Source organism: Anaeromicropila populeti, assembly GCF_900112775.1.
In the GTDB taxonomy this organism is placed as follows: domain Bacteria; phylum Bacillota; class Clostridia; order Lachnospirales; family Lachnospiraceae; genus Anaeromicropila_A; species Anaeromicropila_A populeti.
This window is the reverse complement of the sequence record NZ_FOYZ01000004.1, coordinates 244,449-261,085: the sequence shown is the minus strand read 5'-3', so window position 1 is coordinate 261,085 and position 16,637 is coordinate 244,449. Positions and strand designations below refer to the sequence as shown.

Annotated in this window: 10 protein-coding genes and 1 other annotated feature; of the genes, 4 read left to right on the top strand and 6 right to left on the bottom strand. The window is 35.7% G+C overall.

Features of this window, described 5'->3' with window-relative positions:
- Positions 1-168 precede the first annotated feature (168 nt).
- Both BM305_RS06750 and BM305_RS06745 read left to right on the top strand, forming a co-directional pair.
- The gene (locus tag BM305_RS06750) at positions 169-2,244 is read left to right on the top strand and encodes an efflux RND transporter permease subunit (protein ID WP_092559933.1); all 2,076 of its coding nucleotides are present in this window, start codon (positions 169-171) and stop codon (positions 2,242-2,244) included.
- 2 nt (positions 2,245-2,246) lie between these two features.
- A complete protein-coding gene (locus BM305_RS06745) occupies positions 2,247-4,157 on the top strand; it encodes a YhgE/Pip domain-containing protein (RefSeq protein ID WP_092559932.1) in 1,911 nt (636 codons plus the stop codon).
- A gap of 49 nt (positions 4,158-4,206) precedes the next feature.
- On the opposite strand, the gene BM305_RS06740 is transcribed toward BM305_RS06745, so the two are convergent.
- The gene (locus BM305_RS06740) at positions 4,207-8,337 is read right to left on the bottom strand and encodes an Ig-like domain-containing protein (RefSeq protein ID WP_092559931.1); all 4,131 of its coding nucleotides are present in this window, start codon (positions 8,335-8,337) and stop codon (positions 4,207-4,209) included.
- A 309-nt stretch (positions 8,338-8,646) separates the two neighbouring features.
- Positions 8,647-8,905 (top strand) — a binding site (T-box leader).
- A 76-nt stretch (positions 8,906-8,981) separates the two neighbouring features.
- On the opposite strand from BM305_RS06740, the gene ilvB reads away from it, so the two are divergent.
- On the top strand, positions 8,982-10,706 hold the full coding sequence (ilvB, locus tag BM305_RS06735) for a biosynthetic-type acetolactate synthase large subunit (protein WP_092559930.1): 1,725 nt from the start codon (positions 8,982-8,984) through the stop codon (positions 10,704-10,706).
- A gap of 30 nt (positions 10,707-10,736) precedes the next feature.
- Entirely contained in the window at positions 10,737-11,237 is a 501-nt protein-coding gene (gene ilvN, locus BM305_RS06730) for an acetolactate synthase small subunit (RefSeq protein WP_092559929.1), read from the top strand.
- A gap of 59 nt (positions 11,238-11,296) precedes the next feature.
- Here the strand turns inward: ilvN and BM305_RS06725 are convergent, their stop codons facing one another.
- The 5 genes from BM305_RS06725 to BM305_RS18950 form a co-directional block, all read right to left on the bottom strand.
- A complete protein-coding gene (locus BM305_RS06725) occupies positions 11,297-12,517 on the bottom strand; it encodes an HD-GYP domain-containing protein (protein WP_092559928.1) in 1,221 nt (406 codons plus the stop codon).
- A gap of 23 nt (positions 12,518-12,540) precedes the next feature.
- Complete coding sequence (locus BM305_RS06720; RefSeq protein WP_242940484.1) at positions 12,541-13,509, bottom strand: DHH family phosphoesterase; 969 nt, start codon at positions 13,507-13,509, stop codon at positions 12,541-12,543.
- A 125-nt stretch (positions 13,510-13,634) separates the two neighbouring features.
- Positions 13,635-14,978 (bottom strand): sensor histidine kinase, encoded by a 1,344-nt coding sequence (locus tag BM305_RS06715; RefSeq protein WP_092559926.1) that lies wholly within the window; start codon positions 14,976-14,978, stop codon positions 13,635-13,637.
- On the bottom strand, positions 14,965-15,693 hold the full coding sequence (locus BM305_RS06710) for a LytR/AlgR family response regulator transcription factor (RefSeq protein WP_177214594.1): 729 nt from the start codon (positions 15,691-15,693) through the stop codon (positions 14,965-14,967). Before BM305_RS06710 ends, BM305_RS06715 begins: the two co-directional genes overlap by 14 nt.
- Before the next feature lie 425 nt (positions 15,694-16,118).
- A partial coding sequence (locus tag BM305_RS18950) for a cellulose binding domain-containing protein (protein WP_272481948.1) occupies positions 16,119-16,637 on the bottom strand: 519 nt, incomplete at its 5' end.

The window sequence follows — 16,637 nt, the reverse complement described above, 5'->3', positions numbered from 1 at the left end:
CTTTTCATAAAAATTATAGTATAGGCATTTTCAAAAGTCAACCGCTATAAATGACCAATAGTCATAAAATTTTTATAAAATTATTGACTAATGGTCATTTTCATCATATAATAAGTTGAATTCAAAACATGACCACTGGTCATATTACAAAAAAAAGGATGTGAGCATATGATTAAGTTTGGGAAAGGTATTGTAAGATTCAAACTGCCAATCTTAATAGTAAGTGTACTACTACTTATTCCCTCGGTATTTGGCATGATTGCTACCAGGGTAAACTACGATATTCTTTCTTATTTGCCGGAAGACATCGAAACGATGCAGGGACAAAATATTCTTCTGGATGAGTTTGAAAAAGGTGCTTTTTCTATGGTAATGGTAGATGGAATGGCTGATAAAGATGTCGTAAAGGTAAAAGAAAAAATAGAAAGTGTTGAACAGGTAGCTTCTGTCATATGGTATGATTCCATTTTGGACATTTCCGTTCCGAAAGAAATTATTCCAGATAACCTGTATCAAAAGTTTAATTCTGACTCCTCAACACTTATGGTTGTATTTTTTAAACAAACTACTTCCGCAGACGAGACTATGGATGCCATTTCAGAAGTACGTCAATTAACTGGTAAGCAATGCTTTATTAGTGGTATGTCAGCAGTAGTTACAGACACAAAGGATTTATCAAATAAGGAAACCCCTATTTATGTGCTGATAGCTGTTATTTTATCCAGTATTATTCTGGCACTCACTATGGATTCTTACTTAATTCCTCTTTTCTTCATGTTAAGTATTGGCATGGCAATACTCTACAACATGGGAACCAACTATTTTATGGGAGAAATATCCTACATAACCAAAGCATTAAGTGCCGTACTTCAGCTTGGGGTTACAATGGATTATTCCATATTTTTATGGCATAGCTATGAGGAACAAAAAGTGCGGTATTCAGGCGATAAGGATCGTGCCATGGCACATGCCATATCTAACACCATTACCTCTGTGTTAGGTGGTTCTGTTACTACAATTGCTGGTTTCGTTGCACTTTGCTTCATGAGCTTTACCCTTGGAATGAACCTTGGTTTGGTAATGGCTAAGGGTGTTATATTTGGCGTTATTGGATGTGTTACCGTTCTTCCATCTATGCTTCTGATATTTGACAGTGCATTAGAAAAGACAAAACATAAGCCTGTTGTTCCTGACTTCGGGAATCTGGCAAAGGGGATTGTAAAGCATTATCTTCTTTTTGTAATACTATTTTTAGTAATATTGGCACCTGCTATCTATGGGTATACCCATACTCAGGTCTATTACAATCTGGACTCAACATTACCAAAAACTTTAGATAGTATCATTGCAAACAGCAAGTTAGAAGAAGAATATAACATGAACACTACTCACATGGTACTTGCAAGTTCTAGCCTGGAAGCAAAAAAAGTAAATGCTATGTTAAACGAAATGTCTGATGTGGAAGGTATATCTTTTGCGCTTGGCTTCAACTCCCTTGTAGGTGCAGCGGTACCTGAAGAGGCAATACCAAAGGAACTAATTCAAACATTAAAAAGTGAAAACTGGCAGCTTATGCTGGTAGGATCGGAATATAAAGTGGCTTCTGACGAGGTTAACGATCAAATAGACGTTTTAAATGAAATTGTAAAACGCTATGACTCCACAGCTATGGTAATTGGTGAAGCCCCATGTACAAAAGACTTAATTGAAATTACAAACACTGACTTTAAGGTAGTAAGTATTATTTCCATTGGTGCTATTTTCATTTTAATTGCACTTGTACTGAAATCAATATCACTTCCTATTATCCTTGTTTCAGTTATTGAGTTTGCAATTTTTATTAATATGGGAATACCTTGTTTTATGAATACAAAGATTCCGTTTATCGCTTCCATTGTAATTGGTACCATTCAGCTTGGAGCAACGGTAGATTATGCAATATTAATGACAACACGATACAAAAAAGAACGTTTTAATGGTATGGAAAAACGAACAGCTATTGAAATTGCAGTAAGTTCTTCTATAAAATCCATCATGGTAAGTGCCTTTGGATTCTTTGCTGCAACTTTTGGTGTTGGCCTTTACTCCAATATTGATATGATTAGTTCCTTATGTACATTAATGGCAAGAGGAGCCATCATAAGTATGTTTGTAGTAATTCTTGTCCTTCCATCATTATTCGTAGTATTTGATAAAATTATTTGCAATACAAGTATAGGTTTTAAAAAGAAAGGGATGGCGTAATTATGAAAAAAACAACGAAAATATGTCTTGGTTCTCTAGCTGTACTTCTTTCAGCCAGTGCAACCTGTATCTATGCAACAAACAATAAAATTGAATTTACAGACAGTGTGATTGCGAAGCAAAGTGGTGCCGTTTCAACCACTTCTAGAGAAAGCTCTGATGCAGAACCTGAAAAGGACGAAACTGTGTATGCTTTATTAGATGCTAACGGGAATACAAACAAGATAATTGTCAGCGACTGGTTAAAAAATGCAAAAGCTCTGGACACTATTTATGACATTTCTAACTTAAGTGATATTGTAAATGTAAAAGGTGATGAAACCTTTAGTACCGATAAAAATCAAGTGGAATGGGCTGCTAATGGTGCTGATATTTATTATCAAGGAACCTCTGAAAAAGCATTACCAATTCAAATGAAGGTTACGTATACTTTAGACGGTACGGAAATAACACCAGAAGAATTAAAGGGTAAAAGCGGTAATGTTTCTATTCGATTTGATTATAAAAACACCGACAAGCGGACAGTAGAAACTGCCAGTGGCGATAACATAGACGTATATATGCCTTACATGCTTGCAACTACGACCGTTTTGAATACTGATAAATTTATCAACATTGAGGTCTCCAATGGAAAAATTGTTTCTGATGGAAATAAAGCAGTAGTCTTTGGAACCGCTTTCCCAGGGCTGCAAGAAAGTCTTGACTTGAAAAAAGATGACTTGGATATTCCTGATTACTTTGAAATAACAGCTGATGTAACAGATTTTGAATTGTCTACAACTGCCACTGTAGCAATTAATGATGTCTTTAGCCTGCTTAACCTGGACAGTATTGATAATATTGATGATTTAAATGATTCCTTGGTAAAACTAAGTGATGCATCAAATGACCTTGTAAAAGGAACAGTAGACCTTTATGATGGTGTATGTAAATTATATGATGGCGCTGGCACCCTTTCTGATGGAATTGCAAAACTTGATACTGGTGCGGCTACGTTGGAAACTGGTGCGGGCAAACTTGCTGATGGTACAAAGCAGCTTTCCACAGGTGTTAATACATTATATACAAATGTGAAAAAATTTAATAGCGGACTGACTACCGCTAAAACTGGTGCTAGTTCCATTGCATCAGGATGTACCGATTTAAGCAGTGCTGCTAAGCAGTTTACTACAGGAACAACCACAATCTCTACAGGGCTCAGTTCACTGGCAACGGGAATGGAAACTGCAAGTACTGGACTTTCTCAGACAATAGCTGCAAATAAACAGGTTCTTGCAGGTCTTGAAGCAATTTATAAAGAAAACAAAAGCCAGGATATTTATACTATGATAGCCACCTTAAAAAAGACAATTGAAACTCAGGAGCAAATTTCCGCCAGCTTACAAGATGGAAATAACGGATTAAAAGACGGAGTAACATCCTTACAGGGAGGTGTAAGTAAATTAGCTGATGGCGCAAAATCTTTTGAAACAGGAATTGGAACACTTTCTACTGGAGCCTCTTCACTGAGCAAAGGTGTATCAGACCTTTCTGCTGCTGGAACAAAGCTAGAAACTGGTACAAAGGACTTATATAATGCCAGCGTAAAAATAAATACTGGTGCATCTGATCTTGCAGCTGGAAGTAAAACATTAGCATCTGGTATTGCTTCATTAAAAACTGGCAGTTCTGACTTATTAAAAGGAATTGGTGATTTGAAAACTGGTTCAAAAGATTTAAAAGAGGGAATGAATGAGTTTAATGAAACAGGAATTCAGAAGCTGGTAAATACATTTGATGGAGACCTTAAGAAATTAATTGACCGATTGGATGTATTAAAAGAACTTGCAGAAAAAAATGAAACCTATTCTGGTGTTTCAGATGATATGGATGGTAATGTAAAATTTATATATACAACAGAAGAAATCGAATAATAATTTTCCCCCAGACATGTATCTCTAACATGCTGGGGGATTTATTAATTTATTGAATTGTTATGCTGACTGTTTTAACAATTGAGGAATTATCCTTAGATTTTATTGTAATGGTAACTGTTTTGCCTTTTCCTGCTGGCAATGCTTTAACCTTTCCATCACTTGTTACAGTGGCATACTTACTGTTACTAGAAGAATAGCTTACTTTTTGATTGGTAGCTTTTGAAGGTGATACAGTAACTGTAAGCTTCATTGTCTGTCCTGGTGCCAATTCATCCCCAGGAGTCTTTACCTCTATAGACTTTACTGGATTCTTCACTGTAATTTTTACCCGTCTTGAATACACAGTAACGGAAGTTACATCCATTTCCTCATCTGTATTTGTTATTTTACAGAAGTAATATCTGGTTCCAGTAGTCTTGTTGCTTGGTGTATAAGAATTACTTGTTGCTTTTTTAATTTTTGTTGCTTTCTTATAACTATTGGTTTTACTATAGAACCATTGGTAACTAATATTTTCACCAGTTCCTTTTACTGTTAATTTTGCTATTTTAGAACCTTTATTATATGTCTTAGCCTTCTTAGATAGATTTTTAGCAATTACAGGTTTATCTGGCTTTGTAACTGGTTCTTTACTTGGCTTAGGTGTTGCACTTGGTTCTGGTGTTGCACTTGGTTCTGGTGTGCTTGTAGCTGGAGTACTGGTACTTGGTGTACTTGGTGATGTACTTGGTGAAGGTGTATTAACCGTTGTACTTATTTCACTGCCGATTATGATTACGGTAGGATTTGCATTTGCTGTTAATACTGCGCCTACACCAGTTGGTGCGCTATCTGTCAATTCTAATAAACCATGCATATCAATGCTGCCATCCGCTGCAATAGTTGGTACAATAGAAACATCCACACTAGTAAACCAGCTGTCACTTACTACAGTACCTGCTCCATTGTTTCCATCAATGTAAGAATTTCCATCATTTGTCCACGTCTGATTTTTCCAGTCAAAAGAATCTGCCGAACCCCCCTGATAAGAAATTACATTCTGTAATACCCAGTTTGTAGTAGCAGCATTTGTGTTTAAGTATATATTACTGTCTGCACTTTTATAAGACGTGCAATTATAAATCTGACAATTTGGACCACTATTGCTGGTAATACCCTTTGCAGCGTTATTAAACGAAATACTGTTTCTTAAAATATGTGCCCCTGGCATACTTTCTCCACCAAGCTTAAATCCATTTCCTTCACCAATATCCCCAGGATTAGAGATGATATACCCATTTTTATATGCTACACAGTTTTCAATTGTTACCACACCAATGGAACCCGTTGTGGATTTAGCATATAAATCCCATCCATCATCAATGTTATTATGAGAGATACAGTAACGGAATACATTTCCATCCCCAACAGTTAATTTTGCTGCAAAACCATCTGCATCATTTTTTAAAGGATCGCAGTTATTATAAGACTCACAACTTAAAATCAAATTATTTGCCGGCCACATAGACTTTGGCTCTTCTGCAAAACCACTGATTTGAAGGCCTGTATCACCATTATCATGTGTTGTTATTTTTTCTATTATGTTATTATTGCCATTTACTATTAAAGGTTTTTTATTCCCTTGGGAATTACAAATTTCCATATTATATAACTGCCAATAGTTTCCCTTTAATGTAATTCCCCCAGTGGAAGAATTAGCAAGATTCAGTGTCGCTCTTTCATTTGGGTCTGACATTAAAACAATTGGATTTGCTGCTGTACCAGAATTTCCTCTTTCAATTATAATACCTGTTGTAAGATTATAGGTTCCACCTAATAAAACAATTTCCTGTCCTGGCTGTGCATATGCCACTGCTGTGTAAATATCAAGTGGAGATGCTTTTGTACCTTTTCCTGAAGCTGTACCAGATGGTGATACATAGACTGCATTTACACTTGTTCCAAACTTTTTATAGCTAATTGTAAAATTCAAAGTAATCGGATCATAGGAAGAAAGATCCTCTGAAATTGACAGCCCTTGTTCAGCCTTTGCACTTGGCGTTAATATTGCCCTAAATGTATTATTTCCTTCTGACAAAGTTAAATTTGCAATTGCTCTTGTTACAGAGTTAATGCTGATATTGTCAGCTACCACATTTCCCTGATTATCTTCAATCGCAATTGTTCCAACTATGTTGGAATAGAATGCCGCATCGTAGCTGCTGTTTGAGGTTGTTAAGGTAGAATCAAATCTTAATGATGGCGTAATATAACTCATTGGCCGTTCTACCTTAGGATCGTCGTCCTCTGGTGCAATTGTTGTAAACTGCATATCAGTTACAGTAACCGTTATTTTACGTGATGCAAATACACCCACATAATATTTTCCAGAATCCTGCTGCAATAATAATTCTGGTTCATAGCAGATTACTTCATTCGTTGTATCATTATTCATATAAGCATGAAAACCAGTATTGGATTTTCTTAATGTCAATGTATACGTTTCTCCAGTAAAAAATCTTGGCTGAGTCAATTGTGTTGAAGTCAATTCATCTGATCTATAATTCCAGTCAAATGGTGCACAGTCGATTTTAGTTCTATTGGCTGATGATGCATCCGCCTCTGGATCGGTATATCCTGTAATAAATCGTCCTCCTGGTATACCATTAGTAGAAGAATTTGCTCCATCTACAATTCTTGTAAACTTAGTAAACATTGCTCCCGCTGAATTAAAATACCTAGAAGCACTAACACTTGGCACAAAAGTATCTACCGCAATTACACCAAAGCCAGACTGATTATCTTTACTATCCACATTATCTAAATGAAACGTTGCTGATAAGGTGAAGTTTTCAGTCAAAGGGTCAATTTCTGTATAATAATATTCAAAGCCATCTTCACTATCTGCCAGCTTTCCACCAGAACCACTTCCCACTGGGACAGCTGCAATCGTAATTGAACCATCGGGATTTTCTGTTATAGTTCCACTTGCACCAGATCCCACTAATGCACTTTTCCATCTTTCTTCTGATGATTTTACTAATTTATCCTGTGTACCATAGGTAGAATCTGTTCCCCTATACGCCGTTACTTTAATGGTATACGTTACCCCTGCCTGTGTACCAGTAATCTGGTATTCAGTAGAAGTCAAACCTACTGCTGCATCAACATAAGTCGAATCATCTGCTCCAGCTACCTTGTAGGAAACAGAATAGTTTTCCGCCTCATTGACAGCTTCCCAGCTTACATTTAAAGATGAATTTTTGCCAGTTAGGATACTGGAAATGGTAACTGAACTTGCTAAGTCACACAAAAAACCAGCTAAGTTATAAACCTCCGAAAGAATTGTTTGATACACTCCTGTACGGGATGCCTCTAACCGAATGGTGTAGTCCCCGCTAGAAGGAATCAAAAGCTGCAACGTACCACTTGTTCCAGCATCCGTCGTTTTAGCTGTATCCATTAACTTATTTGCGCTATCATAAAGTTTTGCTGTAATTTTATCTGCTCCTCCAGTACTAATGTCTCCTGTCCATGACACATCCACGGTATTAGACAATGTTGCACTATCCGTTACCCCAGTAATTACAGGTGCCTGTACGGTACTCCAGTCTGGTCTTGTATCAGCCGCGTCTCCTTCACCACTGGTTTCCTCTGCCACACTGATGTAATAAATGTTAATTCCAGAGCTTGCAGAATAAATTGTATAAACCCCTGCCTCCTCAACAGATACCGTTGCAGCAGGAATTTTTTCTTCCACAGTCCCATACGCAGTAAATGTTTTTCCTGTATCTACTCCATCTTTATACAGAACAAGCGTTCTGTCTGCTGTACTGCTTCCACTTAATGCATATACTGTAATTACCGCTGCATCACTAGTGGTAAATTGTACTGCACGTTGTGATATGGTGCCCGTACCTGCCAGCTTTAACCGCTTAGTAAAATCACGGTTATCATCACTGACCTGTGCACTGGCATCAACCGTAACTGGTTTTGTAGGATCATTAACGAGAATCGTAAAATACCCACTCGTATCTGCTGTATTCGTTGTTATATTCCCATCGTCTAGTGAGCTCGCATTAAAAGCATATGTTTTGGTAGCTGCTGAAACCTTGATTACATTAGCTGGTAAGTTCAAACACACTAATGCTAATACCAAAATCCATGCTGTAATGCGATATGTTTTTTTCCATCCCATTTTATCTCCTCCTAAAATATTTTATAAAATTATTATGTGATATTTATAAATAGTTTTCAATAGTTTTTGTCCATATTAAAGATTTTCTCTTTAGTTCATAATAAAACTCAAAAAACTTGTAATATTTGCACAAACATTTTTGATAATTCATTTACATATTTATTCAAAACAAACTATTTATCTATAATTTTCATGTAAATAATAACAATATAAATATTTTACATTTTTTAGCATACTAAAATTTTATATTTTTTCTAAATACCCGTTGACAATTTGTTTCCAAATTGATATACTTTATAAAATATATAATAAAATGCATTGACAAGGAGGAGTACATATTTCCTGCGTTTCAGAGAAAAGATGGTTGGTGAGAATCTTTACAATGGTAATATGGAAGTAGCCTTTGAGCAGTGAACTGAACAAGATTTTATCTTTAGTAGACTTCAACGGAGTTTTCCACCGTTATCAGGAAAACAGTATCGATTGCCTTTACGCTTTCCGTACTGAATGAGTGCAGAGTTTTTCTCTGAATTTAGGTGGTAACACGGATGAATATTTCGCCCTAAGCTAATTATTAGCTTAGGCTTTTTTTATTTTCCTGGAAATTGCATGTTACAATAAGTAATAGTTAAGGAGGTTGTCAAATGAAAATAAAAGGAACTAGTTTATTTGTAAAAGCATTAAAAAAAGAAGGTGTTGATCTTATTTTTGGATATCCAGGCGGTTGTGCTATTGATATCTTTGATGAGCTTTATGAGCAGGAGGATATTTCATTAATTCTTCCACGCCATGAACAAGGATTAATTCACGCTGCTGACGGCTATGCCAGAGCAACTGGAAAGGTTGGTGTTTGCCTTGTAACCAGTGGTCCTGGAGCTACCAATCTTGTAACTGGAATTGCAACTGCAAACTATGACAGTGTTCCCTTGGTTTGCTTTACAGGCCAGGTACAAACTTACCTAATTGGAAATGATGCCTTTCAGGAAGTTGACATCGTGGGTATTACTAGAAACATATGCAAATATGCTACCACTGTCCGGAACAGAAAGGATTTGGGCAAAATTATAAAGGAGGCATTTTATATAGCCCGGACTGGCAAACCAGGTCCTGTTGTAATTGATTTGCCAAAAGATATTATGATGGAGCTGGGAGACGACTTTTATCCAGAGGAAATTCATATTCGTTCCTATAAACCAAGTACAGGTGTTCATGTGGGACAGCTGAAAAGAGCTTTTGAACTTTTATCCAACTCCCATAGACCTTTATTCTTAATTGGTGGTGGTGTAAATATTGCCCGAGCAGGAAGTCTTTTACAAGAACTAGTAGAAAAAACTCAAATTCCTGTTGTGACAAGTATCATGGGAAAAGGAGCTATTCCTACCGAGCACCCGCTATATATTGGGAATTTGGGCATGCATGGCTGCTATGCTGCCAATATGGCTGTAAGTAAATGTGACGTGCTATTATCTATTGGAACAAGATTTAATGATAGAATCACTGGAAAAATCAGTGACTTTGCAAAGCATGCAAAAATAATACACATTGATATTGATGCCTCAGCCATATCAAGAAATATCAGCGTCACCGTTCCAATTGTAGCAGATGCCAAAGAAGCAATTGCTAAAATGCTTGAAATGTCCGAATCCTTCAAAAGAGAAAGCTGGCTTCAGGAAATTAAAGAATTGAAGGAATCTCACCCTCTTACAACGAAACGAACCAATGGGTTAACTCCAGAGGTGATTATGGAACATATTAACCTGCTGTTTCAAGATGCAATTATTGTAACAGACGTTGGACAGCACCAGATGTGGACCACACAATTTTTACAAATGAGCCAGGACACACAACTTCTTACATCAGGGGGACTAGGCACAATGGGGTACGGACTCCCAGCTGCGATTGGTGCAAAGCTTGGAAGACCAGACAAAACGGTTCTATGTATTTCTGGCGATGGCGGCATGCAGATGAACATCCAAGAAATGGCTACTGCTGTAGTTCAAGAACTCCCGCTTATTTTATGTGTATTTAACAATGGCTATCTTGGTATGGTTCGTCAAATGCAGACTCTATTTTTAGATGACCGTTACTCCAGTACCTGCCTGCGGCATCGTGTGAGCTGTTCAAAAAACTGCTCTGATCCAAATCGTTCCTGCCCTCCATATTCGCCAGATTTTATTAAACTGGCAGAAAGCTATGATGCATATGGAATCCGGGTTCAGAAACCAGAAGAAATTGCTCCAGCTCTTCAGAAAGCACTTTCTAATAAAACAGCTCCAACTTTGATTGAATTTATAATTGAAGAGAATAATCTTGTATTACCTATGGTTCCTGGCGGAAATTCTTTAAACGACATGATTTTGGATTACTAATTAAATGATTGAGAACGGAGTGTGTATTTTATGAAAAAGAGAAGATGGTTATCTTTATTTGTGGAAAATGATATTGGTGTATTAGCCAGAATTTCCGGTTTATTTTCGAGTAAGTCTTATAATATTGAAACGTTGACAGTTGGCACTACCGAAGACCCTTCCATCTCAAGAATGACAATCAGCGTTATTAGTGATGAAAATACAATTGAATTAATAAAAAAACAGCTAAACCGCTGCGTTGAAGTAATTAAAGTAATGGATTTTACAGAGACGCCAATTCATGTAAAGGAAATACTTTTTATCAAAATTAAAAACTGTTCAAAGGAAGATAAAATAGAAATTTTTCGTATTGCCCAGGCATTTAAACTTGGTGTTACCGACTATGGAACAGACAGTGTTCTGATTGAATGTGTTAACACCGAAAATAGAAATAATGACATTATTCGTTTATTCCAAGAAAATTTTCTTAAAATTGAAGTAGTGCGTGGCGGAAATGTAGCAATTGAGGCCATTAGCTTATCTGACCAATAGTTTAAGTTTAAAGTGGCTCTGTTTTCTGATTCCTTCAAAAAACAGAGCCTTATGTATTATCATCGATTTAACCGGCAGATTTCTTCTATTTCATTTCTCTTTTCTAAGAAAACATCAACAATAAGTGGCTCGAAATGAGTTCCACTACTATCTTCAATTCTTTGAAAAGCTTCATTCAATGACATAGCACCCTTATAATATCTTTCTGATACAAGGGCATCAAACACATCTGCAATTGCCATGATTCTGGCACAAAGCGGGATATTTCTTCCCTCTAATCCTTCTGGATACCCTGTTCCATCCCATTTTTCATGATGATATAATGCAACATGAGCTGCACATTCTAAGAATTCCTTATTTTCAATATTAGTCAGTGTTTTTCGAATAATTTCTTCTCCACGAATGGTATGTGTTTTAATTAGTGCATATTCTTCATCTGTTAACTGGGCCGGCTTCAAAAGGACTGCATCGGGAATACGTATCTTGCCAATGTCATGGATAGGAGCTGCCAGGCAAATATATTCAACATAGGTATCGTCTAACTCATCAAAATAGAAACCACTGCTTCTTAACGCCTCTGCAACTACTTTTACATAAGCACTTGTTCTTTTAACATGCTTCCCCGTAACATCATCACGAGATTCTATCAAGTTTGCAAAGCTGTAAATCATTTCTGTCTGCATTCGTTCAATCTTATTATTTCTTGAAAATAATTTTTCTGAAAGCAACCTTGCTCTTTTTGATATTGTTACACAGATAACAGCCAGTGTTGCATATTCGATGGAAAATCCACAGGAAAATGCAAAAAAACAATTCCATCTTGTTGAATCTGGATAAGCATACTCCACTAACCCCTTTGAACGAAAAAACCATGCAAATATCATCATAAAGTATCCATATATTGCTATTCGCTTGGTCAGCTTTTTATCAAAGTATATACAACTTATAACTGGTGCAACAATATAACTCATATTAATTCCAATTCTAGGGAATATCGCCATTGTTGCTACAACCAGTTCAATTGAAATCAAACAATAGTATTTTATTATCTTGGGTGGTGCTTTCCGAAATGTTAATAATAATAAAATTAAATCAACTAATACGGTCATCAGAAAAGTACTAAGTGTATTCTTTATTGAAATATGAAAAGCCCCAATAAAACTTCCTGCAATCAAAAGAGGCCATATTCCTATCATTCCATACATAATTCTGCGCACTAATGTATTTGCCTTGAGGTCATTCTCCACAAAAAATTCTTCTTTACTTCTTCCTTGTGTCACCTTATTTCCCCCTATAGAACCTCTTATTGAATCTTATTCTGGTCTTTCATAGCATCCAAAAAGAGCATTCTGATTTTATAATCAATATTATGACCAAGCTTGCTCACATTATCTAATGGAATAAAGCCTCCTGCCATTGAAAAATGACCTCCCCCGTTTCCATACTCCATTAATGCTAAATTAGTAAGCTTTCCTGCATTTACATCATACCGTTCACTTCTAACTGAACACTTGATTCCATCTTCTCTTTTTGCATATACTACAGCTACATCTACAACATCCAATGCTAGAATAAAATCAGAAATGGTTGCAATTAGTGCATCTGGACAGTTGAATGGGATAGCTGCAAACCCCGTTTTATCATACACACTAATACTTTCGATGGCAGCACCATAGGCATGAAGATCAGCAAACTCAATTACATTATTATACATCCTGCTTAATTTTTCTTTGTCTGCAAGCTTATACAAATACGCAAACATATCGATATCAAGATCTGTAACTCCTCTTGAAAAATCTGATGTATCCATCTTAATACCATATGTTAAGGCTGCTGCTGTGTTAGGATCCATTGGTGTCTTTGTAATATAGAAATACTCCCCTATCATAGAAGCACATGCACCGTGAATACGAATATCTTTATATAAATAATCGCATTCAATAAAGGTTGGGTGATGATCAATACAAGCAACCTCACAAGCAATACAATCCGTTAAATTAGAATTGTATTTTTGTGCATCAACCATCACTATATAATCTTCTTCCCTCATGTCTGCCAGTTCTTCAATTGCAAAGATATGTATTCCATATGTCTTTAACATTCTTTTTGTACTTAGTTTATCAATTTTTCCATCATAACATAAGATAGATTCTATTTCATAGTACTTTAAAAAATTCTGTAAGCCAAAAGCGCTGGATATCGCATCCGGATCAGGGAAATTATGAGTTTGTATATATATTTTATGTCCTCTCAAGAGCCAAACTAGCTTCATGGGATCCATGGGTCCTCTCTCCTTTATGTCTTCTATAATAATATTTTACTACAATCTGACTTAGAATTAAACCTCTTGTTTACAAAAAATCCTCAAGAGGTTTTATATCTCCTGAGGATTTGCATTTAAATTGATTTTGGTAAGTAATTTAATTTTTCCAATACAAATGCAGAGGTTGGATTTAACGGAATATCCACATACATGGTAAAGGTCGAATCTGTACTTTCAATTTTTAATTTGCCGCTATGCGCTTTCACACTTTTTTCAATATTCCCAATTCCATACCCATGATTCACGGTATCCTTCTTATCCGTACACCAAAGCCGGTTACGTCTGACACAACCAGGGTCTATCGGATTAGAAATAATATATGAAAAATATCCCCTCTCAATACGTCCAACAACTTTAATATATCTAGTTTCTACATCAAAAATTTTCTCACATGCTTCTATGGCATTATCCATACTATTTGCAATAATACTGCATAGATTAGTCAAATCAATTTTGATGTCCTGTGTAAAACATATGTCTGCACTAAACTTAATATTCTTTTGTCTGGCAACTTCAATCTTTTGATTTACAATTGCATCTACTACTGTGTTTCCAGTCTGAACCAGCTTTTCAACACTTTTAACTTTTTGATCCAATTCTTTTATGTATGTTTTCAGTGCATCTATATCATTATTTTCTGCCAAGCTTTTTAGCACTACAATGTGATTATGCATATCATGCTTTATGGCACGGGTCTCTCTTGTAGTTCTCTCCAGTCTTTTGCACTGCTCCAGCTGATGGTCTAATTGCATATGTAAAATACGGTTTTCTTTTTTTAAATAGCACAAAGTTTTTTCATCATCAAACATAATGACAAAAAACATTAGGTAAACTACTCCTGCATACAAAATCACCGCAACAACTATTTCACTGTTGGAAATATATTCGCTAAACTGTGAAATAATTTGCTTTACAACTATAATTAGATTTGCCTCTAAAGCAAGTACAACTAACCCTAATTCCTCCCGTTGTGATAGCTCTCTGCTCTTTAGTCTTTTACTACAAACACGACCTTGTTTCTCTAATACAAGATAAACTGCTATTACAATAGTAAGTCTGAATAAGCTTGTCCCAGCCCAAACTCCATTCCCCAGGAGGTGCACACTTAAATTACTTATAATAATGCCAGATAGTAATTCAAACCCCTGGGCAAAAGATAATGCAAACAAATGAATCCAAGCTTTTTCAAACAAACCTCCTTCGTGTAACAGCAATGAAAACCACATTACATATACCCCAATGCAAATGTCTGGTCCACATCCTGTCATATATAATAAAAAACCAATAATTAAGCCACTCAATAAGTATTTTTTTGCCCTCTCAATGTTTAAAGCAGCACGCTCTAAAAAAATATGCACACACACTAAAATAGTAATACAAAAACATAACTTGGTAATACAGAAGTTAACTAACTCCAAGTTTATGCTCCTTTCTTAAATAGACTACGAAACTTTCTTTAAATTGTTTCAATTTAAGTCTACTTATATATACCACATCACCATTTAGCATCGTAACCGTCGATTGATCATGTTCTTGAACAAAAGCAAGATTCACTAAGTATGACTTGTGTACCCTGAAAAAATTCCGTTCACACAATAGTTTATCCAGCTCATTGATTTTATTATCCACCAAATATGTCTTTTTGGTTGTATGTACTTTTAACTTTCGCTCTACTGTCTCAAAATATAAAATATTATCGTATGGAACCTGCAAGTAACGCTGTCCTTTATTTAATATTACGATTCGTCTTGCCTTTTCCTCTTTTCTTCTGACAACCAAATCCATCGTCTTAAAAAGGATATCTTTTTGTATAGGCTTCAATAAGAAACGTAGTGCATTCACCTCAAAAGCCCGATAGGCTTCTTCTTGATGATTCGTCACAAAAACAATATCTCCTTGTGCCATCTGGGTTCGAATCTTCTTTGCAGTTTCTAAACCATTCATACCTCCCTTTATCTCAATGTCTAAATAAAAAACATGATACTCACTCAAATTGGCCTCTAATAGTTCTTCCCCACTTTGAAAGTAATCAATAGCATAAGTCTTTTCTCTAGCTTCAAAATACTCTGTTACTAAATCTCCTAATTGTTCTCTAAAAAAACTTTCGTCTTCGCACACCGCTATTTTTACCATAGCAACCACCTTTCTTCTCCTTAAACCTCCTTTAAATTTTATGGACTTATGATACGACTTTAACATAATTTTTACATTTTAATTACATGATGTTAGTAATATTTTACAAAGAATCAGCCCATATGTCAAATCAAAAGTAAAAAAATTATATTTATGATATCCTTTTGTTTAATAACTCTAATTTTTATTTTTTTGTGTTTCACAAAGAAACCCCAGTATAAAATTACCTATACTGAGATAAAAAAAAACTAATATTTTAATAAGATTATTTTCATTCATAGATTACATTTGGATCCCTTAGACTGTGCAAAATAATAATTTCTCCCATTTTTTCTGCTAAATATTCTCCCATTAGTAAAATCCCGGCAGCCCATTTTGTCTGCCGAGATTTTTAAATTCATAAATATTATAACACTTTCTATCTATTAGCTTGGTATATTACCATCTACCAATACTCCATCATAAAATACTGCTGGTCCGTTTACATAGGAGAAGTCATTTGACTGGTTGTAATTTGACCAATTTTGTTTTGCAATACGTAAAGCTAATTGAACCTGACCTGCTGGTGTTAAAGTAACATCTGCTGCGTCAAACGTAACTTCTACATAACAATCAGCTGTTGCTGTAGGTGTGGTCATTTTAACAACATTGTACTTAACGCTTGATGTTAAAGCAACATACCATGGAGCTACTGTTGTCTGTAATGCAGAATGATCTACATAAACAGTCTGTGAATCAGTTCCGTCTGCTGTGTAATAATAACGTAATGTAATTTTAGATACATCTACACTGCTTTCTGTTGTAGTGAAAGTAAAGCTTCCACCAAGTGTATTGCTAGATGCTCCGCCCTGTGGGCTAAAAGTTACATTTACATCTTTACCTGTACCAGCTGTTGGTGTTGGTGTTACTACTGGTGTTGGTGTTACTACTGGTGTTGGTGTTAC

Coding starts and splice junctions, on each gene's coding strand:
- BM305_RS06750 (WP_092559933.1), top strand. CDS start 169: ATGATTAAGTTTGGGAAAGGTATTGTAAGATTCAAACTGCCAATCTTA.
- BM305_RS06745 (WP_092559932.1), top strand. CDS start 2,247: ATGAAAAAAACAACGAAAATATGTCTTGGTTCTCTAGCTGTACTTCTT.
- BM305_RS06740 (WP_092559931.1), bottom strand. CDS start 8,337: ATGGGATGGAAAAAAACATATCGCATTACAGCATGGATTTTGGTATTA.
- ilvB (WP_092559930.1), top strand. CDS start 8,982: ATGAAAATAAAAGGAACTAGTTTATTTGTAAAAGCATTAAAAAAAGAA.
- ilvN (WP_092559929.1), top strand. CDS start 10,737: ATGAAAAAGAGAAGATGGTTATCTTTATTTGTGGAAAATGATATTGGT.
- BM305_RS06720 (WP_242940484.1), bottom strand. CDS start 13,509: ATGAAGCTAGTTTGGCTCTTGAGAGGACATAAAATATATATACAAACT.
- BM305_RS06710 (WP_177214594.1), bottom strand. CDS start 15,693: ATGGTAAAAATAGCGGTGTGCGAAGACGAAAGTTTTTTTAGAGAACAA.